22 protein-coding genes are annotated in these 23,065 nt (G+C 68.4%); 18 read left to right on the forward strand and 4 right to left on the reverse strand.

The annotated features are described in order from the left end of the window. The first annotated feature begins 1 nt into the window (after position 1). The 6 genes from QE449_RS05240 (at position 2) to QE449_RS05265 (ending at position 6,613) form a co-directional block, all read left to right on the forward strand. Positions 2 to 634, forward strand: a complete 633-nt coding sequence (locus QE449_RS05240; protein WP_285184463.1) for a hydantoin racemase — start codon at positions 2 to 4, stop codon at positions 632 to 634. Then, a complete protein-coding gene (locus QE449_RS05245; protein WP_307108349.1) occupies positions 631 to 1,998 on the forward strand; it encodes an FAD-binding protein in 1,368 nt (455 codons plus the stop codon). Before QE449_RS05240 ends, QE449_RS05245 begins: the two co-directional genes overlap by 4 nt. A 12-nt stretch (positions 1,999 to 2,010) precedes the next feature. Further along, the gene (locus QE449_RS05250; protein ID WP_307108350.1) at positions 2,011 to 3,477 is read left to right on the forward strand and encodes a dihydroorotase family protein; all 1,467 of its coding nucleotides are present in this window, start codon (positions 2,011 to 2,013) and stop codon (positions 3,475 to 3,477) included. Then, positions 3,474 to 4,661 (forward strand): CaiB/BaiF CoA-transferase family protein, encoded by a 1,188-nt coding sequence (locus tag QE449_RS05255; RefSeq protein ID WP_307108351.1) that lies wholly within the window; start codon positions 3,474 to 3,476, stop codon positions 4,659 to 4,661. The genes QE449_RS05250 and QE449_RS05255 overlap by 4 nt, the downstream gene beginning before the upstream one ends. Before the next feature lie 26 nt (positions 4,662 to 4,687). Further along, entirely contained in the window at positions 4,688 to 5,089 is a 402-nt protein-coding gene (locus tag QE449_RS05260; protein ID WP_027504763.1) for a hypothetical protein, read from the forward strand. 258 nt (positions 5,090 to 5,347) lie between these two features. Further along, on the forward strand, positions 5,348 to 6,613 hold the full coding sequence (locus QE449_RS05265) for a DUF4185 domain-containing protein (protein WP_307108352.1): 1,266 nt from the start codon (positions 5,348 to 5,350) through the stop codon (positions 6,611 to 6,613). A gap of 3 nt (positions 6,614 to 6,616) precedes the next feature. Here the strand turns inward: QE449_RS05265 and QE449_RS05270 are convergent, their stop codons facing one another. Together QE449_RS05270 and QE449_RS05275 are read right to left on the reverse strand one after the other, a co-directional pair. Next, a complete protein-coding gene (locus QE449_RS05270) occupies positions 6,617 to 6,940 on the reverse strand; it encodes a hypothetical protein (protein WP_307108353.1) in 324 nt (107 codons plus the stop codon). A gap of 11 nt (positions 6,941 to 6,951) precedes the next feature. After that, a complete protein-coding gene (locus tag QE449_RS05275) occupies positions 6,952 to 7,422 on the reverse strand; it encodes a DUF3558 family protein (protein WP_307108354.1) in 471 nt (156 codons plus the stop codon). Between the two features lie 477 nt (positions 7,423 to 7,899). On the opposite strand from QE449_RS05275, the gene QE449_RS05280 reads away from it, so the two are divergent. The 4 genes from QE449_RS05280 to QE449_RS05295 are packed head-to-tail and all read left to right on the forward strand — an operon-like array spanning position 7,900 to position 13,394. Next, positions 7,900 to 10,710, forward strand: a complete 2,811-nt coding sequence (locus QE449_RS05280; protein ID WP_307109681.1) for an FAD-binding and (Fe-S)-binding domain-containing protein — start codon at positions 7,900 to 7,902, stop codon at positions 10,708 to 10,710. A gap of 60 nt (positions 10,711 to 10,770) precedes the next feature. Then, a complete protein-coding gene (locus tag QE449_RS05285; protein ID WP_307108355.1) occupies positions 10,771 to 12,156 on the forward strand; it encodes an acyl-CoA dehydrogenase family protein in 1,386 nt (461 codons plus the stop codon). Positions 12,157 to 12,198: 42 nt separating this feature from the next. Continuing rightward, on the forward strand, positions 12,199 to 12,717 hold the full coding sequence (locus QE449_RS05290) for a DUF2243 domain-containing protein (RefSeq protein ID WP_307108356.1): 519 nt from the start codon (positions 12,199 to 12,201) through the stop codon (positions 12,715 to 12,717). Next, positions 12,714 to 13,394, forward strand: coding sequence for a cytochrome c oxidase assembly protein (locus tag QE449_RS05295; RefSeq protein WP_307108357.1), 681 nt, complete (start codon positions 12,714 to 12,716; stop codon positions 13,392 to 13,394). Before QE449_RS05290 ends, QE449_RS05295 begins: the two co-directional genes overlap by 4 nt. 56 nt (positions 13,395 to 13,450) lie before the next feature. Here QE449_RS05295 and QE449_RS05300 read toward each other — a convergent pair whose 3' ends face one another. Continuing rightward, positions 13,451 to 14,365: an alpha/beta hydrolase gene (locus QE449_RS05300; RefSeq protein ID WP_307108358.1), complete on the reverse strand. Its 915-nt coding sequence runs from the start codon at positions 14,363 to 14,365 to the stop codon at positions 13,451 to 13,453. Positions 14,366 to 14,437: 72 nt separating this feature from the next. On the opposite strand from QE449_RS05300, the gene QE449_RS05305 reads away from it, so the two are divergent. Together QE449_RS05305 and QE449_RS05310 are read left to right on the forward strand one after the other, a co-directional pair. Continuing rightward, the gene (locus tag QE449_RS05305) at positions 14,438 to 14,971 is read left to right on the forward strand and encodes a TetR/AcrR family transcriptional regulator (protein WP_307108359.1); all 534 of its coding nucleotides are present in this window, start codon (positions 14,438 to 14,440) and stop codon (positions 14,969 to 14,971) included. Positions 14,972 to 15,073: 102 nt separating this feature from the next. After that, a complete protein-coding gene (locus QE449_RS05310) occupies positions 15,074 to 15,475 on the forward strand; it encodes a cupin domain-containing protein (RefSeq protein WP_307108360.1) in 402 nt (133 codons plus the stop codon). 3 nt (positions 15,476 to 15,478) lie between these two features. Here the strand turns inward: QE449_RS05310 and QE449_RS05315 are convergent, their stop codons facing one another. Further along, complete coding sequence (locus tag QE449_RS05315; RefSeq protein WP_307108361.1) at positions 15,479 to 16,486, reverse strand: alpha/beta hydrolase; 1,008 nt, start codon at positions 16,484 to 16,486, stop codon at positions 15,479 to 15,481. 48 nt (positions 16,487 to 16,534) lie between these two features. On the opposite strand from QE449_RS05315, the gene QE449_RS05320 reads away from it, so the two are divergent. The 6 genes from QE449_RS05320 to QE449_RS05345 all read left to right on the forward strand — a co-directional run bounded on the left by QE449_RS05320 (position 16,535) and on the right by QE449_RS05345 (position 23,059). Next, positions 16,535 to 17,380, forward strand: coding sequence for a tryptophan 2,3-dioxygenase (locus QE449_RS05320; RefSeq protein ID WP_222639007.1), 846 nt, complete (start codon positions 16,535 to 16,537; stop codon positions 17,378 to 17,380). Next, positions 17,377 to 18,582: a kynureninase gene (gene kynU / locus QE449_RS05325; protein WP_307108362.1), complete on the forward strand. Its 1,206-nt coding sequence runs from the start codon at positions 17,377 to 17,379 to the stop codon at positions 18,580 to 18,582. The genes QE449_RS05320 and kynU overlap by 4 nt, the downstream gene beginning before the upstream one ends. Before the next feature lie 94 nt (positions 18,583 to 18,676). Further along, complete coding sequence (locus tag QE449_RS05330; RefSeq protein ID WP_051613124.1) at positions 18,677 to 19,309, forward strand: response regulator transcription factor; 633 nt, start codon at positions 18,677 to 18,679, stop codon at positions 19,307 to 19,309. Further along, a complete protein-coding gene (locus QE449_RS05335; protein ID WP_222630612.1) occupies positions 19,306 to 20,484 on the forward strand; it encodes an ATP-binding protein in 1,179 nt (392 codons plus the stop codon). Before QE449_RS05330 ends, QE449_RS05335 begins: the two co-directional genes overlap by 4 nt. After that, positions 20,481 to 21,497 carry a hypothetical protein gene (locus QE449_RS05340; protein ID WP_307108363.1) on the forward strand — a complete coding sequence of 339 codons (1,017 nt, stop codon included), beginning with the start codon at positions 20,481 to 20,483 and terminating at the stop codon, positions 21,495 to 21,497. Before QE449_RS05335 ends, QE449_RS05340 begins: the two co-directional genes overlap by 4 nt. A gap of 41 nt (positions 21,498 to 21,538) precedes the next feature. Then, complete coding sequence (locus tag QE449_RS05345) at positions 21,539 to 23,059, forward strand: alkaline phosphatase (RefSeq protein WP_307108364.1); 1,521 nt, start codon at positions 21,539 to 21,541, stop codon at positions 23,057 to 23,059. Positions 23,060 to 23,065: the final 6 nt, after the last annotated feature.

Here is a 23,065-nt window from a genome sequence, read left to right on the forward strand (position 1 = left end):
CGTGCGATTACTCGCATACACCCCCATCCATGTCGACTTCGCCGAGTTCCGGCGACGTCAGGAGCGGTACGACGCACTGAGCCCGGTGGGCGTGTCCGTCGTCCTGCGCAACATCGGTCCCGATGCTCCGCGCGCGCTGGACACCGAGGCCGACGTCCGAGCGTCCGAAGTGGCGCTGGCCGCCGCCTTCCGCGCGTCCGATCCGGACGAGTTCGACGGATACCTGCCCGACTGCGTGCTCGATCCGTGTGCGGAGGAGGCGGACTCCTTCGAGCGTCCCCTGTACGGACTGACGCGACTCACCGCGTCGTTCTACGCCTCGCAGGGCCACCGCCTCGGCGCCCTCGCCCGCAATGCCGCCATCGCTGCCGAACTCGACCGCCGCGTGGCGGGGTACGGCATCCCCGCCGAGCCGACCGTCGTCATGGACCTGTCGTTCGACGACATCGCGGACTCGCGGGCCTGGGCCGACGCGGTCACCGTCCACGCTCGTGCGCTGACGTGTTCGGTGGCCATCAACGCGTGCTCGGCGGTCGATCTCACCGGGCCGCGAACCACACCGCTGGTCGTGGATCCCACGGCCACCGCCCTGCGCCTGCTCGCACTGCGCGACGACCTGGAGCCGGCATCGTGAGCGCGGACGGACCCGATCTGATCGTCGCCGGGGCCGGCGGCGGACTGATCGCCGCGCTGCGTGCCGCCGAGCACGGACTCGACGTGCTGGTCGTCGAGGCCAGCGACCACTTCAAGCGCGGCAACAACACCGCGATGTCGACGGCCATGATCCCCGGCGCGGGGTCCCGCTGGCAGCGTGAGGCGGGCATCGAGGACTCCCCGGAGACGTTCGTCGAGGACGTGCTCCGCAAGACGAAGGGCACGGCCGACGCAGAGCTCGCCGGAGCCCTCGCCCGCGTGAGCGCGCCACTCGTCGAATGGATGGCGGATCACCTCGAGGTGCCGTTGTCGCTGGTCACCGATTTCGCCTACCCTGGTCACTCGGCACTGCGCTGCCACACCGTCGAGGGTCGGCACGGAAGCGTGTTGCTCGAGCACCTGGTGCGCGCGGTGACGGCGGAGCCGCGCATCGACGTTCTGGCACCGGCCCGGCTGACCGACGTCCGCGTCGACGACGGTCGCGTCACCGCCGCGGTGATCACGCTCCCGGACGGGTCGACCGAGACGATTCCCACCGACGCGGTGCTGTTGGCCACCAACGGGTACGGCGGCGACCACGAGCGGGTCGCCACCCACGTCCCCGAGATCGCGCAGGCTCGCTACCACGGCAGCGAGCATTCCCGCGGAGACGCGCTCACCATCGGTGACCGTCTCGGCGCCGCGACCGCGTATCTCGATGCGTACCAGGGGCATGCGGCGCTGTCGAAGAAGGCGTCGACTCTGGTCGGGTGGGCCACCGTCATGCACGGGGGCGTCGTCCTCGACCTCACGGGACGACGCTTCGGTGACGAGACGACGGGCTACTCCGAGTACGCCGCCCATCTCGCGGCCCGCCCGGAGTCCGAGGGCGTCATCGTCATCGACCGCAACATCCACGACAAGTGCCTGTCCTTCACCGACTTTCGTCAGACGGTCGATTCGGGCGCCGTCGTGTGGGCGGACACGCCGGCCGAGCTGGCCGACGCGCTGGGGCTCCCCGCCGATGCCGTCGTCGACGAACTCGCGGCCGTCGAGAGGTACGCACGGAGTGAGGAGTCGGACCCGCACGGGCGCACCTCGTTCGAGCACGAGCTCACCGGGCCGTACGCCGCGATCCGCATCGTCCCCGCGCTGTTCCACACCCAGGGCGGCCTCGTCGTCGACGGGAACGCTCGGGTCCTGCGACCCGACGGCACCGCGATCGAGGGACTGTTCGCCTCCGGCGGCGCTGCGATGGGCATCTCGGGCCACGGCGCCGCGGGGTACCTCGCCGGCAACGGATTGCTGCCCGCACTCGGACTCGCTTATCTGGCCGCAGATCTCGTGGCCGGTACTCATCACTAGAGAAGGATTGTCATGACGAAGCTTCTGATCACCAATGCCCGAGTCGTACGTCCGGGCGCCGATCATCCCGAGGGCGGCGAATTCCTCGACCTGTTTATCGAGGACGGGAAGTTCACCCGCATCGAGGCGGGGATCGATCCGTCCAGCGCCGACACCGTCGTCGACGCCGCCGGCAAGGTCGCGTTCCCCGGAGTGGTGGACGCGCACCAACACTGGGGCATCTACAACCCGTTGGGCGAGGACGCCTACACCGAGTCCAGGGCCTGCGTGCAGGGCGGTGTCACCACCTCGCTGTCCTACATGCGCACCGGTCAGTACTACATGAACACCGGTGGTTCGTACGCCGACGTGTTCCCGACGGTGCTGGAGGCCACCGAGGGCAAGCCGTTCGTCGACTACGCGTACCACCTCGCGCCGATGTCGAAGGAGCACATCGCCGAGATCCCCTCGCTCATCACCGATCACGGTGTGACGTCGTTCAAGATCTTCATGTTCTACGGCAGCCACGGGCTGCACGGGCGCTCGACCGACCAGAGCGAATTCCTCATGACGCCGGAGGGCGAGCGCTACGACCTCGCGCACTTCGAGTTCGTCATGCGCGGCATCCAGGCCGCACGGGAGCAGCTCGGCGACAAGGCCGATCACATCTCGCTCTCGCTGCACTGCGAGACCGCCGAGATCATGAGCGCCTACACCAAGCTCGTCGAGGAGGAGGGAACGCTCACCGGCCTCGCGGCGTACAGCGCCTCGCGTCCGCCGCACTCCGAGGGGCTCGCGGTCACCATCGCGTCGTTCCTCGCCGACGAGACGCAGCTGCCCAACATCAACCTGCTGCACCTCTCCTCCCGCAAGGCCCTCACTGCCGCCATGCGGATGGCGAAGGCGTTCCCGCACGTCAACTTCCGTCGCGAGGTGACCATCGGTCACCTGCTCGCCGACATCGACACCGCCTACGGACTGGGCGGCAAGGTCAACCCGCCGCTGCGCCCGCGCGACGACGTCGAGGCCCTGTGGGAGCACCTGCTCGGCGGCGACATCGACTGGGTGGTCAGCGATCACGCGTGCTGCAAGGACGAGAAGAAGTTCGCCGAAGACCGCGGCGACATCTTCGCGGCCAAGTCGGGATTCGGCGGCGCCGAGTACCTGCTGCCGGGACTGGTCAGCGAGGGCCGCAAGCGCGGACTCAGCTGGCGTCGCATCGCGGAGCTGACGTCGCTCAATCCCGCTCGTCGCTACGGACTTCCGGGCAAGGGCGAGATCGCCGTCGGCATGGACGCCGACCTGGCACTGGTCGATCCCGATCACACGTGGACGGTGCGTCCCGAGGATTCGGAGTCCACGCAGGAGTACACCCCCTTCGAGGGCTTCGAGCTCGGCGCGAAGGTCACCGACACGTTCGTGCGTGGCCGCCGCGTACTCGACAACGGCGCTGTCGCGGGGGAGCCGACCGGCCGCTACCTGCACAGGCCCTACAAGTGACCGGGCCACTGGAGGGGATTCGCGTTCTCGACGCGTCGACGATCCTCGCCGGTCCGCTGGTCGCCCAGATCCTCGGCGACTTCGGTGCCGACGTCGTCAAGATCGAGCACCCCACCAAGCCCGACGGGATGCGCGGTCACGGCCTGGACAAGGACGGCCACCCGCTGTGGTGGACCATGGTCAGCCGGAACAAGCGCGGCATGACGCTGAACCTCGGCAAGCCCGAGGGGGCCGACGTCTTCCGCAAGCTCGTCGCGGACGCCGACGTGGTGGTGGAGAACTTCCGGCCGGGCACCCTCGAGAAGTGGGGCCTCGGCTACGACGTGCTGTCCGAGATCAATCCGGGTCTGATCCTGTTGCGTGTCACCGGTTTCGGCCAGACCGGGCCCTACTCGACGAGGCCGGCGTTCGGCACTCTGGTCGAGTCGATGAGCGGGTTCGCCCACCTCACCGGCTCGGCCGACGGACCGCCGACGCTTCCCGCCTTCGGTCTGGCGGATTCGCTGGCCGGTATCGCGGGATCGTCGGCGGTCTCGATGGCCCTGCTGCACCGGACGAAGACGGGAAAGGGTCAGCAGATCGATCTCGATCTGCTGAGCCCCATAATGACGGCGGTCGGGCCCGGCATCATCTACGCCGACCAGTTGGGCATCGACCAGGAGCGCACCGGTAACCGGTCGAGCAACAACGCGCCCCGCAATCTGTATCGGACCAAGGACGAGCACTGGCTGGCGATCTCCACCAGTGCCAACTCCATCGCCGAGCGCGTTCTCCGCCTCGTCGGTCACCCCGAGGTTCTCGACGAGCCGTGGTTCGCCACGGGCCGTCAGCGCGCGGCCCACGCCGACCTGCTCGACGGATACGTCGGTGGGTGGATCGCCGAGCGCACGCGCGACGAGGTGATCGCGGCCTTCGAGGAGGCCGGCGCGGCGGTCGCCCCCGTCTACAAGCCGAGCGAGCTGCTCTACGATCCGCAGGTCAACGCCATCGAGATGGTCACCACAGTCGAGGACGACGCTCTCGGGCCGGTGCGCATGCAGAACGTCATGTGGCGCATGGGGGAGAGCCCTGGCAGCATCCGCCACACCGGACGTCCGCACGGCGCGGACACCGACACCGTGCTCGCCGAGCTCGGTCTCAGCGACGACGAGGTGCGCACCCTGCACGAGACCGGCATCGTCTGACCGCTCGAGTGGGCACACTGGTGTCCATGACGTCAGCACACAGTGTCGCGAAGGATCTCGGTCGACGGCTTCTCTGGTGGGGCGGCGGCAGTGTCGCGGTCGGTGCCGCCGCAGCGTTGGGCGGCGGCTCTCCCGCGGTCCGTGCTTTCGGCATCCAGACCGCGGGCTGGGGCGCCATCGATCTCGCCATCGCCGGGATCGGGGCGGCCCGGTCCACCGAGGTTGCGGCCGACAAGCTGCGGAAGACCTTGTGGATCAACACTGGACTCGACGTCGTCTATGTCGCCCTGGGTGCACATCTCCTGTACCACCGGCCCACCTTCGGCGGGAGGGTTACGCCGCAGCAGTCCTCCGGGCACGGTGCCGCCGTCGTCGTGCAGGGTGCGGCTCTTCTGGTGCTCGACAGCGTGCACGCGAAACGCTTGTGACTCAGGACTCGGCATACCGTCCGGTCCGAGGGGCACACTGGACTGGAGTCCGCGGACCGACGTGGGCCTCGTGGCCGGTGCGTCCGTCGGGGGCGCACCGGCCGCCCTCATTGTGTGGCTGAAATACCCACCGTGTAATTCTCATTTGTCAAGTACCGACACATGCTTTTGTTGCGGCATGCCCACTTTTCGGTAACACTCACCACATCAGTCACATGAGTCACGTGAGTCACACAGTCGATCGGTGGGGGTCGGAGTATGCGAGCACGAAGTCGGCAGATCGCGGTGGGGGCCGCGCTGACGTTGGTGGCCAGCGGTCTGGGTGTGCTGTCGGCACCGGTCGCGTCCGCGGAACCGTGCGGTGGTCTCGGTGGCCCCGGCTCGTCACTGCTGGGCGGCTTCTTCGGTAGCAGCGGCTCGAGTGGCGGCGGGGGCAGCAACCCGCGCGGGACTCAGCAGCCGCTCGCCCCGATCCGCAGTGGGAACACACAGTCCGTGGGGTGGGTGACCGGACCTCTCAGCGCCAACAACACGTACGACCGTTTCGGCATCTCGGGTACCGATCTCGGCATCAGCTGGGACAACGGCGCAGGCCAGACGCTCATGGCGTTCGGTGACTCCTTCGGCAACTGCTCGGTGAACGGGCAGCAGTGGCGCAACAACCTGCTGCTGCGGTCCAGCGACGACAACCTCTCCGACGGCATCACCGTTCCCGACGCCGTGCCCGGCGACAGCGCGTCCGGCTCCATCGTCCTGCCGGCGACGCCTCGGTACGCCGAGCAGATCGTCCCGACGCTGCGGTTGCCGGAGATCGAGGTGACCACCATCCCGACGGCCGCCATCGCCATCGACGGCGTGCAGTACCTGAACTACATGTCCGTGCAGAGTTGGGGAGCCCCCGGCCGGTGGGTCACCAACTTCTCGGCCATCGCGACGTCGAGGGACAACGGGCAGAGCTGGACGACGGACCCGATGACCATTCGCGTCAACAAGGGCGTCACGATTCCCGGTGTCGCTCAGGTCAACGAGGCCAACGGCCGATTCCAGATGAACGCATACGCCAAGGGTCCCGACGGCTGGCTGTACCAATTCGGAACGCCCAACGGCCGTTTCGGTGCAGCCTTTCTCGCCCGTGTGCAACCGGCGGACATCCTCGACCTGACGAAGTACGAGTACTCCACCGGTGATGTCGCGCGCCCGTGGTCGACCGATGTCGCCGATTCGAAGAAGGTCGTCGACGAACCGGTCAGCGAGCTCAGCGTCTCGTGGAACGCGTACCTGAAGAAGTACGTGATGCTCTACGGCGACGAGAACCAGGGCTCGATCGTCGCCCGCACCGCCACGGATCCGCAGGGACCGTGGAGCCCGATGACAACTCTGCTCGGGCGTGCGGAGACCATCGGCGGCGTCTACGCCCCGTACATCCACCCGAAGTCGAGTGGGCGTGACCTGTACTTCACTGCCTCGCGCTGGTCCGACTACAACGTGATGCTGTTGAAGACGGATCTCGATGCGCTGAAGTGACGGCTACTTCGGCGTGATGCGTTGTGCCGCTTCGCTGTCGGTGGACTCGTAGTTCCGACCCATCTCGGTGAAGGTGTCGGCGAGCGACGACGCGATCGCGATGTGCGCCTGAAGCAAGGTCGACAAAGACCCCGGCCCACCCACCGCGAGCTCGGAGTACTTGCGCGCCAGCGCCAGGCCGGAGGGGAGGGTGCCGAAGCCTCCGAGTGAACCCATGAGGCTGACGTGGTCCTCCAGGTTGACCAAGTCGTCAGCGAATCGTTGTGCTGCATCTGCGCAACGGCGGGCAGCGTCGGGTGTGATTTTCAGGTCGAACAGGGGGTTCACGGAACTCCTCGTCAGCGCGGAAAGTAGGGCTCTAGTACGTCGGAAAGGTCGACTGCCCGCGTACAAGGGTTGTCGAAGTCGGCGGCATCTGCTGCTGCTCGGACACGGATGATCGCCGAGCCCCCGTGCGTGGTGAATGCGAGAAAGCATGACTTTCCGGCTTCTGACCCGAGTTCCGTGTATGACAACGCCTCACGATCACCCGCTTGGACCGGCAAAACATTGGTAGCGCGCGGATTCGCTGCAACCTCCGCAATCGAGGTGTCAGTCGACAGCACGCTGACGAAGAACGAATCCTGCCGAAACGAGCAGTACTTCCATTGGCTTCCGTCCTGATCGAACTGACCCGAGTCGACGATCTCCGCGTTCACGCCCGCAGCCGCCACGGCGTCACTCGGAATGGTGCACGGATCCCACAGCTCCGCGACGGGTTCGCCCGAGACGCCGGGGGAGCAGGCGCCGCAGAACACGAGCGCAGCCACGGCCACCCCACCTCGAATCCATCGCACTCGAACTTGGACGCGGTCAGCGGCCCGGCGGTTCCCATGCGGATCCGCGCGGGTTCTGGTCAGCCGCGCGCGGTCCAACCGGCGCGGGTGTCCGAAAGGTGCTCGGATGCGCCGCGACCGCTGGCCGCGCAGCTCCCAGCACTGCGCGCAGGCCACGGACTTGCGCGTACTGCTGCACGGTGCGCGTCTGCGGCGCCGACCGACGCGCCGATCCGCGCGACCGTCAGCACCCCCGCTCACCACAACCGGCGCACCCGACCGGAGCGTGCGCGGACAAGCGAGCACCAGCATCCGCGCACCGCCCAGCACCGTGCGCAGGCCACGTCCAGCGCGTACTGCCGCGCAGTGCGCGCCGGCACCCACCCGCCGGTACCCACCCGCCCGCCCGCACCCGGTCGCCACGCCGCCAACCCCACACCCCCGCCCACCGCGAGCGGTAGCGTCGACACGGTGATCTCCGCCGAGGACTGCGCCCGCGCACTGCGCCGCGCGGGCCTCGACGACGTGCTCACCGACGGCACGACCCGCGCTGCCTATTCGTCGGACGCATCGCTCTACCGCGTGCACCCGCTCGTCGTCGCTCGACCACGGAGCGCCGAGGACATCGCGGCGGCCGTCGCGGTGTGCCGCGAGACCGGGGTTCCGCTCACCATGCGCGGCGGCGGCACGTCTGTGGCCGGCAACGCGGTGGGTACCGGAGTGGTGCTCGACGTCAGCCGACACCTGAACCGGGTGCTCCACGTCGATCCCGAGGCGCGCACCGCGACTGTCGAACCCGGCGCCGTGCAGTCGGTGGTGCAGAAAGCAGCGGCGCAGCACGGGCTGCGGTTCGGTCCCGACCCGTCCACCTTCACGCGCTGCACCGTCGGCGGTATGATCGGGAACAACGCGTGCGGCTCGCGCACTCTCGGCTACGGCCGGACCTCCGACAACGTCTCCTCGCTCGACGTGGTGACGGGCAGCGGGGAGCAGCTGCACCTGCCGAGGGACACCACGTCTCCGACTCTCGACGCGCTGCGGCAGATCGTCTCCGGCGGACTCGGAACCGTCCGAACGGAATTCGGCACGTTCGGCCGCCAGGTCTCCGGCTACGCGCTGGAGAACCTGTTGCCGGAGAACCGTTTCGACGTCCGCCGGATGCTGGTGGGCAGCGAGGGCACGCTCGCGGTCACCACGCGCGCCACCGTCGATCTGGTGACGGAGCCTGCGTTCCGCATCCTCGTCGTTCTCGGGTACCCGGACATCGCCACCGCCGGTGACGCCGCGCCCACCGTCCTGACGTTCACGCCCACCGCATGCGAGGGCATCGATTCGCGCATCGTCGACGTCGTCCGCGAACGCCGCGGACCGCATGCGGTTCCGCCTCTTCCCGGCGGCGCCGCGTGGTTGTTCGTCGAGGTCGTCGGAGATTCCCGCGAGCAGGCCATGGACCGAGCCGACGCGGTCGCACGCGGTTGCCGAGCGGTCGACTCCCTGGTGGTCACCGACGCGGAACGCACCGCTCGGCTGTGGCAGATCCGAGCAGACGGAGCCGGACTCGCAGGGCGCAGTCCCGCGGGGTTGCCGGCACACGCCGGGTGGGAGGACGCGGCGGTACCGCCGGCCTCGCTCGGCCGATACCTCCGCGACTTCGACGACCTCATGACGCAGTACGGGGTGACCGGGCTGCCGTACGGGCACTTCGGTGACGGGTGCCTGCACGTGCGCATCGACCTGCCGCTCGACAAGCCCGGCGGGACAGGGGTGTTCCGCCGGTTCCTCGTCGACGCCGCCACGCTGGTGGCGCGGTACGGCGGGTCGTTGTCCGGTGAGCACGGCGACGGCCGTGCGCGCAGTGAGCTCTTGCCGCTGATGTACTCGGCGGACGCACTCGCGTTGTTCGGCGCCGTCAAGCATGCGTTCGATCCCGACGGCATCCTCAATCCCGGTGTGCTCGTGGATTCTCGACCTCTCGATGCGGATCTCCGTGTCCCGTCCGCGAAGCCTCGGACGCTGCTCGCGATGGCCTACGCCGAGGACGGCGGCGACTTCAGTCAGGCCGTGCACCGGTGCACGGGCGTCGGCAAGTGCCGCGCGGACACCGCCGGCACCAGCGGGGTGATGTGCCCGTCGTACCTCGCGACTCGGGAGGAGAAGGACTCCACCCGCGGGCGCGCCCGGGTACTGCAGGAGATGATCAACGGCACCGACGTCACCGGCGGGTGGCGCTCGCCCGAGGTGCACGATGCCCTGGATCTGTGCTTGTCCTGCAAGGGATGTGCCTCGGACTGTCCGACCGGTGTCGACATGGCGTCGTACAAGGCGGAGGTGCTGCACCAGAGCTACCGACGTCGGCTACGCCCTGCGGCGCACTACTCGCTCGGGTGGCTCCCGCGCTGGGCTGCTGTCGCCGCTCGGGCGCCGCGCGCCGTCAACGCTGCGGCGCGGCTTCCGGGGGTGGGGCCGCTTGCACTGCGGGCGGCGGGCATCGATCCGCGTCGCTCGATACCCGAGTTCGCCCCGAGGACGTTCCGGCAGTGGTTCCACGAATCGCACCGGCCCACGACCGGTGATCCCGTCGTGCTCTTCGTCGACTCCTTCACCAATCACTTCACGCCCGAGGTGGGCCGGGCGACGGTGCGTGTGCTCGAGGCGGCGGGCTACCGGCCGCGGCTGACCGAGACGCAGCAGTGTTGCGCTCTCACGTGGATTTCGACCGGTCAACTGGACGCCGCGAAGCGCATCCTGGGACGCACCGTGGACGCCCTGACCGAGGCGTCGGACGGCGGTGTTCCCATCGTGGGTATCGAACCGTCGTGCACCGGTGTACTACGAAGCGACGCAACGGAACTGCTCGGCAAGGAGCGCGCCGCACAGGTCGCCGAGGCCACCCGCACGCTGGCTGAACTGCTCACCGAGCGCGGGTGGGAACCGCCGTCCCTGAACGGCCGAGAGGTAGTGGCGCAGCCGCACTGTCACCATCACGCCGTGATGGGCTGGGGCGCCGACGCGACTCTGCTCGAGAGAGCGGGCGCCGATGTGCAGCGCCTCGGTGGTTGCTGCGGGCTCGCCGGGAATTTCGGCGTCGAGAAGGGGCATTACGACGTCTCGGTCACCATCGCCGGTCAGCAACTTCTGCCGGCGGTGCAGTCGGCGGCGGACACCGCGTCGATTCTGGCCGACGGCTACTCCTGCCGTACCCAGCTGTCCGATCTCACGGATCGCCGCGGTGAGCACCTCGCGCAAGTGTTGGCGAGCGCGTTGCCTGATGAGACGGAGTGACGTGTAACACTCGTCGAGGTGGGGTATGCCCTGCCGAAACAACCGTCCTGGGGGGACATCGTGGCTTTCGATCTGACGCTCACACCGGCCCAACACGAGTTGGTCGGTCGTGCTCACGACTTCGCCGAGAACGTGGTGCGGCCCGTCGCGCAGCATTACGACAAGGAGCAGGAGTTTCCGTGGCCGGTGCTGCAGGAGGCGGCGCGGGCGGGCTTCTACTCGCCGTTGTTCTACCGCGACCTCATCGGTGACCCGACCGGGCTCTCGCTGCCGGTGTTCATGGAGGAACTGTTCTGGGGTTGTGCGGGAATCGGTCTCGCGGTGGTGATGCCGGCGCTCGCGCTGTCGGCCATCGGCCAGGCGGCGACGCCGGAGCAGATGCTCGAATGGGCACCGCAGTGCTTCGGCACCCCGGACGACCTGAAGCTGGCGGCGCTCGCCATCTCCGAGCCCGAGGGCGGCAGCGACGTTCGCAACCTGCGGACCACCGCGCGGCAGGACGGCGACGACTGGATCATCGACGGCCACAAGATGTGGATCGGCAACGGTGGCATCGCGGACGTGCATGTGGTCAACGCCAATGTGGACCCGGAACTCGGTCACAAGGGCCAGGCCCTGTTCATCGTCCCCGGCGGGACCCCCGGACTGGAACTTGTGCGCAAGCTCGACAAGCTGGGGTGCCGCGCCTCCCACACCGCGGAGCTGAAGTTCGACAGTGTCCGCATTCCCGGTGCCAACCTCCTGGGCGGCCTCGACAAGCTCGAGCACAAGCTGGCCAAGGCCCGTGAAGCGGAGAAGACCGGGATCAGAGGTCGCTCCGCCACTCTCGGAGCGCTCGAGCAGACACGACCGATGGTGGCCGCTCAGGCACTCGGAATCGCCCGTGCTTCTTTGGAATACGCGACCAAGTACGCCAACGAGCGTGAGGCGTTCGGGTCGCCGATCATCGACAACCAGGGCATCGCCTTCCCGCTGGCGGACCTCGCCATACGTATCGACGCGGCGCGACTGTTGACGTGGCGCGCCAGTTGGATGGCCGCCACGGGTGTGGCCTTCGAGCGCGGCGAGGGGTCGATGGCCAAGCTCGCCGCCACCGAGGTCGCGGTGGCCTCCACCGAGCGGGCGATCCAGACGATGGGCGGGTGGGGCTACATCACCGACCACCCGGTGGAGAAGTGGTACCGCGACGCCAAGCTGTACACCATCTTCGAGGGCACCAGCGAGATCCAGCGCGTCGTGATCAGCAATGCGATCGCGCAGCAGGACGGCGCTCCGCCGCTGCACGTACAGATGGATGCCGAAGGGTCGGCGCTCAACAAGGCGTTCGGCCGCGGAACCGAGACGCGCACCAAGGTGATGGACAAGGCGATGGCGGCCAAGGACAAGGTGCCCGAGCCGGTCCTGCGCGGCGCCATGAAGTTCCTGCAGCCGCCCAGCCGCAAGTAGCCGCGTCGTTTCGAGGCACTGCCGCCGGGTACCGCCCTGCGCATGGTCACCTCGGAACGCCCACAAGGCGTCGTGCCCGACCGCGGAGTCGCCCTGCCCGGCATCGTCCTCGGTGTCGGGCTGGGCGGTTTCGTGGACGGCATCCTGCTGCACCAGATCCTTCAGTGGCACCACCTGCTGAGCAGTACGGGCGACGACAACATCGGCCTGCAGCCCTATCCCGTCGACACCGTCCACGGCCTCGAGATCAACACGCGGTGGGACGGCGTCTTCCACACGGTCACCTGGCTCGCGGTCCTACTGGGTCTCGGAATGCTGTACTCGCGTGTCACCGGATCGCGCGGGCGGGTGTGGGCGTCGCGAGTGCTGTGGGGATGGGTTCTGGTCGGGTGGGGCCTGTTCAACCTTGTCGAGGGCATCGTCGACCACCACCTGCTGGGAATCCACCACGTTCGCAGCGGTCCGAATCAACTGTGGTGGGACCTCGGCTTCCTCGCCCTCGGTGTCCTCCTCATCGCCGGCGGCTGGCTCATGCAGCGCAGCGCACGTCGATCGCGATGATGCTCGCGCACGACACCCATCACGGCAGCGGTGGTCTCGGACCGGTCGTGATCCTCGTCGTGGTGGCAGCCGCGTATGTCGTTGCGGCGGAAAGCTGCAGGCATGAGCCGCGGGGATGGAACCCGTGGCGCACGGTGAGCTTCCTCGTCGGCATCGGGCTCCTCGTTCTCGCCGTGGTCCCCGCACTGTTGCCCTACCCGGACGGCGACTTCCGCGGCCACATGCACCAGCACCTGCTTCTCGGCATGTACGCGCCATTGGCGCTGGTACTCGGTGCCCCGATGACGTTGGTGCTGCGCTCGGTGTCGCCGCCGAACGGCCGTGCCATCGGCCATGTCCTGCGCTCGCGGCCGGTGCACGTGATAGCGAACCCGATCGTCGCGCTGGCCCTGAATCTCGGCGGTCTCGCGCTGCTGTACTTCACCCCGCTCTACGTGGCGACGACACACAGCGCGACGCTGCACCTCCTGGTGCACCTGCACTTCTTCCTCGCGGGGTGTCTGTTCGCGTGGGTCATCGCCGGCCTCGACCCAGCACCGCATCGGCCTTCGGTACCCACCCGACTCTGGATACTCCGGGGCAGCGATTCTCGGCCATGCCGTCCTGTCGCAACTCATCTACGCGGGACTCCTCGTCCAGATCCCGGTTCCCGCCGATCAGCGCCAGGGCGCCGGTGAGCTGATGTACTACGGCGGCGACATCGCCGAACTGCTTCTGGCGCTGGCGCTTCTGCTCACCTGGCGACCGGCACGACGTCGCGAAGAAACGCCAGCTGGTCGGCGATGATCCGGGGGAAGAGCGGCTCGACGTACGGGTCGAAGTGACCACCCTCGTAGGTCACCACGGTGGCGCGCGGGATCTTTCGTGCGGTGCGCAGCGCGACGTCCGTGGGAGTGATGGCGTCCTCGGTGGCGATCTGGACGAGGGCGGGGCACTGAATGTTCGCGGCGGTCTTCCCCGGTGAGTACAGGCCGATGTGGAGCAGGATGCGGGCGGCGACCGTCTCGGGGTAGTCACCGGTCTGCAGTCCCGACGCGTCGAGAAGGCGGTCACGTCCCACCGCGGCATCGGGCGACACCATGGCGGCTACGGCACCCGGTTCGCCGATCGAGTCGATGTAGCGGGGCTCGCGACCGAGCAGAGCCCGGATCTGGTCCGAGAGGGCTGCCGGTGCGAGACGCAGGGTCTGGCGCAGGCCCGCGGAGCGCACGGCGGCGATGCCGTCGACATGCGGGACCTGCGCGATGATCGCGGCCAGGCGTTCGCCCGTGCCCGCCAGGGTGAGGACGTGGCCCCCGCCGAACGAGGTGCCCCATGCGACGACGCGGTCGGGGTCGACGCCGTCGAGTCGCCGGGCGAAGGCCAGCGCGTTGCGCCAGTCCTCGAGCTGTCTGCGCACGTCCAGGAGCTGCCGGGGGGTTCCTTCGCTGTCGCCGAAGTGCCGGTAGTCGAACATCGCGACGACGTAGCCGGCCTGCACGAACTGGTCCGCGTAGGCGGGGAGGCGCAACGCGCGCACCGATCCGAAGCCGTGGGCCATGACGATGATCGGCGCTGAACCGGTGAGCCCGGCAGGTCGGAGGACCGAGATCGCGCAGCGATCGGAACCGGAGTCGAACCACAGGTCGTCGCGAACGGTGTCGTGCATGCGGGCTCCTCTTGATTGGCGTTCAAGAGAACGTAGCAGCGTCTTGATCGTGCATCAAGATATGGTGACCGCATGCCTCGGAACAGACGTCCGCAGGATCGGGAAGAGAAACGGGCCGAGATCGTCGACGCCGCGACGGCCCTGTTCGTCGAGGCCGGATTCGACGGCACCCCGCTGAGCCGGATAGCGCAGAGCGCCGGCGTCACACCCAACACCATCTACTGGTACTTCTCCGACAAGGACGAACTGCTCGTCGCCGCCCTCACCGAGATCACGGCGACGGCGTTGACGCGCTTCGCGGAGCTGGAGGTGACGTCACCGCAGGAACGGCTGACGTGGGTGGTGACCGAACTCGAGCGCTACCACCGGTTGGTGGACACCGTGCACGCCCGCGCTGCGGTGTCGGCTCCGATCGACGAGTGGCACAACGGTTTCCATGCCATGGCCGATGCGCTGGTCGCGGAGGAGGAACTGCGCCACGTCGGCGTCGCCGAGGAGCGGATCGCCGCGCGGACCAAGGTCGTGGTGTTCGCCGTCGAGGGCATGCTGACGCATCCGCAGAGCGCTGCAGACAAGGCTGCGATCGTCGACGCCCTGTTCACCTAGACGACCGGGGTGTCCTGCCGAGGCACTCCTCCGCAGGGACTTCCCCCGTGGACCGGCACCGCGAATGCTGGACACCAGCACCACCGACGAGAGGAACCGCGCATGCAGATCACCCGAAGCTCGATCGCGACCACCAAGGGTCCGGCCGACTGGTTCACCGGCGACGTCTACATCGACGCCGTTGCCGCAGCTCCGACCCCGTCGCGGGTCTCCGCCAACCTGGTCCACTTCATGCCGGGGGCGCGTACGCACTGGCACCGCCACTCGCTGAGCCAGACGGTGTTCGTCACCGAGGGCGTCGGTCTGTGCCAGCGGCAGGATGGGCCGGTCGAGGTCATCCGTCCCGGCGACCGCGTGCTGTTCGAGGCCGACGAGGTGCACTGGCACGGCGCCGCACCGGATCGTCTGATGGTGCATCTCGCCATCAACGAGGGCGACGACGAGCACGACGTCGTCGTGTGGATGGACCCCGTCACCGACGCGGAGTACACCGCGCACGAGTGACGATCAGCGGGGGAGACGTCCCTCGATCCGCTCCACGATGGCAGGCCAGATCTCCGACCGTGGATCGACGACGTCGAAGTGCCCGCCCGGCCCCTCCACGAGATCGATGTCGTCACCCGCGCGGCGCGCAGCGTCCGCGTACTCGCGGCCGATGTCGTTCAGATTCGGATCGTCCGATGCCGCGACCACGACGATCTGCGGAACCCCGAGTGGAAGTCGCGCTCTGGGGGAGGACTGGGCGTGAGCATCCGTGTACCGCGAGCCGAGGGCGGCACGCACCGCGCCGTCACCCAGGCCGCGGTCGTCGGCGACCTGCAAGTCGAGGACTCCGGCGAGACTCACGGCCAATGCGGGACGGGAGTCGGCGGCCCAGCGCAGCGCGAGCTGCCCTCCTGCCGAATGGCCGATGACGGCCTGCGCACCAGCGTGCTTCAGGGCCGCGGCAACATCCGCCGTCGTCGTCTCCCACCCGTGCTCGTCGGGTGTGCGGTACTCGACATTCCAGGTGGTGTAGCCGCGGTCGGCGAGATCGATGGCCGCGGCGTCGAGCGAGTCGAGTCGCCACGGTGCCCGCCAGTACCCGCCGTGGATCAGAGCGACGACGGGTCCGCCGGTGCCGCGCACCTCGGCGAACTGTTCGGGGTGCGCCCCATACGACTCGACGGTCGCCGGGTGCAGTCGGTGATGGTGAATCCTGTCGACGGCGTAGCGCAGCCCGCCGAGTCCCCGTCCGCGAATGTGGGCGTGCAGGCCCGCCGAGAGGTCCGCGGCCACGTAGCCGTAGTCGACACGCACCACACACCGGTCGCTCGCCTGCGTGCCGACGCGTCCGCCCGGGGCCGGGACCACGATCACGTCACCGGATGCCACGGAGACGTCGTCCGACACGTGGACCTCGCCGGTGGCGCCGCGCGCAGCGAGCGCGGACTGCACCAGGTCGGTCACCGTGCCGAGGTCTCGAACGGCGTCCGGGTGCAGGACGACGTCGATTCGTTCCGAGGACTCGTTCATCCCTCGAATCTACGTCCTAGGCTCGGGGGAATCGACGGAAGAGGAGCAATGGACGAGCGCGCCATCGAGAAGGACATCGTCACCGATTTCCGCGAGCGGATGAGTTACGGGGCGTACCTCGATCTCGACACTCTGCTCAGTGCGCAGAAGCCGGTGAGTGTCCCGGAGCACCACGACGAGTTGCTGTTCATCATCCAGCACCAGACCACCGAGCTGTGGTTCAAGCTCGTGCTGCACGAACTGCTCGCCGCACGCGACGCGTTCGACGCCGACGACCTCGGGTTCGCGCTGAAGTGCGTCGCTCGTGTCAAGCACATTCAGAAGACGCTGACCGAGCAGTGGTCGGTGCTCGCGACACTCACGCCCACCGAGTACGCGCAGTTCCGTGGGTTCCTGGGAAACTCGTCGGGGTTCCAGTCCGCGCAGTACCGCGCGGTGGAGTTCGTGCTGGGCAACAAGAACGCGGCGATGCTGACGGTGTTCGAATCCGACTCGGTGGCAACCGAACTGCTGACGCGGGTGCACGGCGAGCCGAGTGTGTACGACGCCCTGTGGCGGTGCCTGGCCCGCGCAGGACTCGACGTTCCGGAGAGTGCGCTGCGGCGAGATGTCACCGCGCCGTACGCGCGCAACGACGATCTGATGCCACTGATCACGCACGTCTACGAGAACCCCACCGAGAACTGGGCCGCGTACGAGGCGTTCGAGGAATTCGTCGACCTGGAGGAGAACTTTCAGCTCTGGCGGTTCCGGCACATGCGCACGGTGCTCCGTACGATCGGGCACAAGAGCGGCACCGGTGGCTCCAGTGGTGTCGGCTTCCTCCAGCGCGCCCTCGAGTTGACGTTCTTCCCCGAGTTGTTCGCCGCCCGCACCGAGATCGGACAGCCATGACCGCAGCAGACCTCGACGCACGGGACTCCCTGCGCGAGTACCGCTCTCGCTTCCACACCGACGACGCCGATCCCGTCGTGTCCTATCTCGACGGCAATTCGCTCGGTCGGCCCACGACGGCGAGCATCGAGCGTGTCTCGACGTTCATGGCGCAGGCCTGGGGTGGCCGGCTGATCCGCGGGTGGGACGAGGAATGGTTCGAGCTGCCCATCACGTTGGGCGACACGCTCGGTCGGGTGGCCCTGGGTGCAGCACCCGGGCAGACCGTCATCGGTGACTCCACCACCGTCCTGCTCTACAAGATCGCGCGCGGGGCGGCGGCGCTGAGGCCGGGCCGGACCGAGATCGTCCTCGATCGCGACAATTTCCCGACCGATCGCTACGTCCTCGAGTCCATCGCGTCCGAACTCGGCCTGACGCTGGTGTGGATCGACTCGGACCGGCGGTCGGGCGTACGGACTGCGGACATCGCCGATGTCGTCACCGAGCGAACAGCTTTCGTGCTTCTCAGTCATGTCGCCTACCGCTCGGGCTTTCTCGCGGACGCGTCCGCGGCGGCCCGTGTCGCGCACGACGTCGGCGCCCTGGTGGTACTCGACCTGTCGCACTCGGTGGGATCCGTGCCGCTCCGTCTCGACGAGTGGGGTGTCGATCTCGCCGTCGGCTGCACCTACAAGTACCTGAACGGTGGTCCCGGCTCGCCCGCGTTCGCATACGTCCGCGCGGAGCATCTGCCCGAGTTTCGGCAGCCCGTATGGGGTTGGATGGGCCGCGCCGACGCCTTCGCCATGGAGCAGGGATACGTCCCGGCCGAGGGCGTGCGACGCGTCATCAGCGGCACCCCGCCGGTGCTCGGCATGATCGCGATGCAGGACACGCTCGCCATGATCGGCGAGGTCGGCATGGACGCGATCCGCGCGAAGTCGATCGCTCTCACCGAGTACGCGCTCGAGCTGGTGCGCTCGGACCTGGTGCCACTGGGCGTGGAGATCGCCTCGCCGGAGAACGCGGACGAGCGCGGGGGACACGTCACGCTCGATCACCCCGATTTCCGCGAGGTCACGGCGCGGCTGTGGAAGCGCGGTGTCATCCCCGACTTCCGGGCCCCGAGCGGCATCAGGCTCGGCCTGAGCCCGCTCAGCACCAGCTTCGAGGAGGTGCGCCTCGGCGTTCTCGCGATCGCCGAGGAGCTCCGGCGCTGACACCTGGCACTACAACACGACCGGTCAGATGGTTATGCTCTGACGACTTTGTGGCTGAGGGGGTCCGGTGGGGGTCGAACGTGCGCGAATCGGAATGGTCGACGATCACGAACTGATCGTCCGTGGTCTGCGGGATTCCTTCGCCGATCATCCCGATCTCGAGTTCGTCGCGAGCGCCCCCACGGTCTCCGAACTGTTCGACGTCACCACGGACCTCGATCTGGTCATCCTGGACCTGCGACTGCGCGACGGGTCGTCGCCGGTGGCCAACGTCGAGGCCATCCGCGCCCGCGGTCTCGACGTGCTGGTTCTCACCTCGGGCGAGGATCCGTTCCTGGTGCGCTCCGCCGCCCGCGCCGGTGTGCTCGGTGTGGTGCGCAAGTCCCAGCCGATCGACGCGGTGGTGGACGCCGTGCGGAGTGCAGCCCGGGGCGAGATGGTGCCCACCATCGACTGGGCGGCGGCCATCGACGGGGATCCCGACCTCGCCGCGGTGGATCTGAGCCCGCAGCATCGACGGCTCCTCACGCTCTATGCGGCCGGGGAGACCGCCACGCGGGTCGCGTCGACCATGGGTATCTCACCCGAGACGGTGAACGACTATCTCGGCCGCATCCGGCTCAAGTACGCCGACGCCGGCAGGCCCGCCCCGACCAAGACCGACCTCTACAAACGGGCACTGGAGGACGGGTGGTTGCCGTTTCCTCGTCGACGCAGGAAGTCGTGACGACGGCGGAGCGCAGCGCGGCCGATCAGATCCTCACGATGTTCGGCCGCTTCATCGGCGTGGGCTACGTCTTCTACCTGCTCGTGTCGATTCCGCTCATCCGCGATCTGGAGGGGGTGTCGGCGTCCTGGTGGACTCCGGTCGGGCTCGTCCTGTTCTTCGGACCCGGACTGGCGTTGGGCGCCGCGTCGTTCGGCCGGCGGGGTCAGCGTGCGCTCCGGCCACTGGCGGCGGCCTGCGCCGTGGTCTTCCTGCTCGGGTTGCTCACGTGGCCGCTCGGATGGACGGGCGAGACCCTGCCGGACGGGAAGGCTGCCTGGTTCTCCCTCTTCCCTGCCCTGGCCTCTCTGGGGGCTGCGGTGTCGATGAGGCCGCGCTGGGCGTTCCTCCATCTCGCGGTGGCCGTCACGGGTGTCCAACTGGTCAACCACTATCTGCGTGACGCCGGTGACCGGAGTCCGTTGGTGGCAGACATCGTCTACAGCTTCGGCTTCAGCCTCATCTTCGTCGCCGCGTCGATCACGGCGTCGCGCACGGGCTTCCTTCTCGATCGCACCCGCGAGTCCACCTACGCGCAGGCCGCCAGTTCTGCCGCGGTGCAGGCGCGGACGGTCGAACGTCGACGGTTCGACGGGTTGATCCACGACAACGTCATGTCCACGCTCCTCGCCGCGTCGCGCGGTCCGATGGATCAGCGTCTCGTCGACCAGGCGAGCGTCGCGTTGGCGGAGCTCGACACGTTGCGACGGGACGCGCTGCCGGTCTCGGACTTCGAGGTGCAGGACGTGGTCGCGCACCTTCGTGCCGCGGCCGCGGCAGTGGACGCATCGGCGACACTGAGCTTCCGGTTCGAGGCCGATGCGGCGGAACGGACGGTGCCGGCCGAGACCGTCCGCACCGTGGGCGCCGCCATGGCCGAGGCGATGCGGAACAGCCTGCGGCACGCGGGCCCCGATGCCCACCGGTCGGTCGTGGCTGCGCTCTCCCCACTCGGACTCCGGGTGACGGTGACGGACGACGGCCCCGGCTTCGATCTTTCGTCGATACCGGCACATCGCCTGGGCGTCCGGGTCAGCATTCTCGACCGCATGCACCGGCTTCCGGGCGGCTCCGCCGCGCTCCGCACCGCGGTGGGTCGGGGCACCGTCGTCGAACTGCGGTGGGAGGCACAGTGAGCAGAACGAACGATGTCACGACTCTGCTGGGCATGCACACGCGTGCAGCCTTCGTGGTGGTCGCCTTCAACGTCGCCGGTGTCGTTCTGGCCGCCGCCTCGACACTCGAGGGCGTCACCGAGCCGGCGCTCGTCGCGGTGGCGGTCGTCCTGCATGCCGTGTCCGTCGCGGCACTCCTCCGCGTCCCGGGCGATCCGATCCCCTTCGGCGCGACGGCAGCTGTCACGCTCACCGGCCCGCTGTCGTGTGCGATCGTCCTCGCCGCGCTTCCTGTGCCGATCGGGAGCCCTCTGCAGATGTGGCCGATCGGGACGGCGGCCGGGATCTACACCTTCCTCTGTGTCCGTGGGCGCACGTGGTGGGCGTGGGCCGGGTTCCTCGGCATCTTCGTCGTCACGCTCGTCTGGTGCCTGCTGACCGCGCAGAGCGCGGTCGACGCCGTGCTGTACGTGCTGCCCAGCGGCGCGCTGGTGTTGATGGGCACGTTCTTCGCGTTCGCGCTGCGCTCGCCCGTCACGGACATCTTCCGGCTACGGGAGGAGTCCACGAGACAGGCAGCGGAGGAAGCCGCGGCCGCCGCGGCACTGCACGAGCGGGACCTGCAGCTGACCCGGCTCGACGAGCTGGCCCGCCCTCTCCTCACCAGGATCGCCTCGGGTGAGCCGCTGTCCGACGACGAGCGACTGAGCTGCCGTCTCCTCGAGTTCCATCTGCGGGACACCCTGCGTGCTGCCGGACTGGCCGATTCCGAGGTGAGCAGTGCGGCGCGGGCAGCGCGGAGTCGGGGAGTCGACGTGGTCCTGCTCGACGACCGCGGCGCGGACGCGACCGGCGTGGTCGATCGCGACATCGTGACCTCGGTGATCACCGCCCTCGAGAGCGACTCCACCAGCGCGGTGACGGTGCGTCTTCTTCCGCAGGACCGGGACTCGGCGGCGTCCATCCTGGTCACAGGAGCGGACGGAACGCACCGGGCCGAGTTCGACCGATCGGGCACCCGGCTGTCCTCCTGAGAGTCACGCCCCGTTCAAGTCCGTGCGGCACGGTGCGGAGCATGCAGATGTCGCGACGCTCCCTGTTCCGCTACGCCGCGCTCGGTGCCGCGGCCACGCCGTTGCTCGCCTGCAGCACCGGGCCCACCCTGGTGCGGGCGCGCCCGTCGCTGACCCACGGCGTCGCGAGCGGCGACGTCCGTGCCGATGGTGCGCTCGTCTGGGCACGGTCGGACACGCCCGCGACGATGATCGTCGACACGTCGGCCACCGACGCGTTCTCCTCCGTCACGACGACGCGGGGACCTCTCCTCACACCGCAGTCCGACGGTACCGGCGTGCTGCGCCTCACGGGTCTGCCGGCGGGACAGCGAGTGCACTACCGCGTGACGCTGGAAGGCGAGGACGGCGCCACGTCGGAGCCCGTCACCGGGGTGTTCTCCACGGCTCCCGACGGGCCGTCGAACATTCGCCTCCTGTGGGGCGGCGACACGGCGGGCCAGGGTTACGGGATCAACCCCGACATCGGCGGCATGACCATCTTCGGAGCGATGGCCGATCGGGAACCGGACCTGTTCCTGCACAGCGGCGACGTCATCTATGCCGACGGTCCGCTCGAGGAGAGTGTCACGTTGCCCGACGGCCGGGTGTGGCGGAACACGATGTCCGAGGCCAAGTCCAAGGTCGCGGAGACTCTCGACGAGTATCGCGGGCAGTACGCGTACAACCTCACCGACGACAACTACCGGCGCTTCAATTCCTCGGTCGCGCAGGTGGTGCAGTGGGACGATCACGAGACCGTCAACAACTGGTATCCCGGTGAGATTCTCGACCTCGAGCAGTACACCGTGAAAGATGTGAACCTGTTGTCGCAGCGGGCCTTGCAGGCATTTCACGAGTGGCTCCCGGTCGTTCCCGCCGAGGCCGTCGACGGGCGGGTGTACCGGAAGATCGCCTACGGTCCGCTGCTCGACGTCTTCGTCCTGGACATGCGGAGCTACAAGGATGCGAACAGTGCCAACACCGCCCCGACCGGGGAGATTCTCGGAGATGCACAGCGGCGGTGGCTGATCGACGAGCTGTCGCGCTCGAAGGCCACGTGGAAGATCATCGCCAACGACCTCCCGCTGGGACTGGTGGTGCCGGACGGGAAGACGGCGCAGGAGGGCGTCGGCAACGGTGACCCCGGTGCCCCGCTCGGCCGGGAGACCGACATCGCGCAGGTACTCACCGCGATCGACCGGAACGACGTCACCGGCACCGTGTGGCTCACCGCCGACGTGCATTACACGGCGGCGCATCGGTATTCACCCGAGCGCGCCGCCTACCAGGAGTTCCGTGAATTCTGGGAATTCGTCAGCGGGCCCCTCAACGCGGGTGCGTTCGGGCCGAACGACCTCGATCCCACCTTCGGCCCGGAGGCTGTGTTCGTGCACGCACCGCCGGAGCCGAACGCCTCACCACTCGATACCTTCCAGCACTTCGGTGAGGTGCTGATCGACGAGGACTCGCGGTCGCTGACGGTGAACCTGTGCGACGGTACCGGGGCGGTTCTCTTCACACAGGTGCTGCCGGCGCCCTGACCGCGC

The organism is Rhodococcus sp. SORGH_AS_0303, from assembly GCF_030819335.1.
Classification (GTDB): Bacteria; Actinomycetota; Actinomycetes; order Mycobacteriales; family Mycobacteriaceae; genus Rhodococcoides.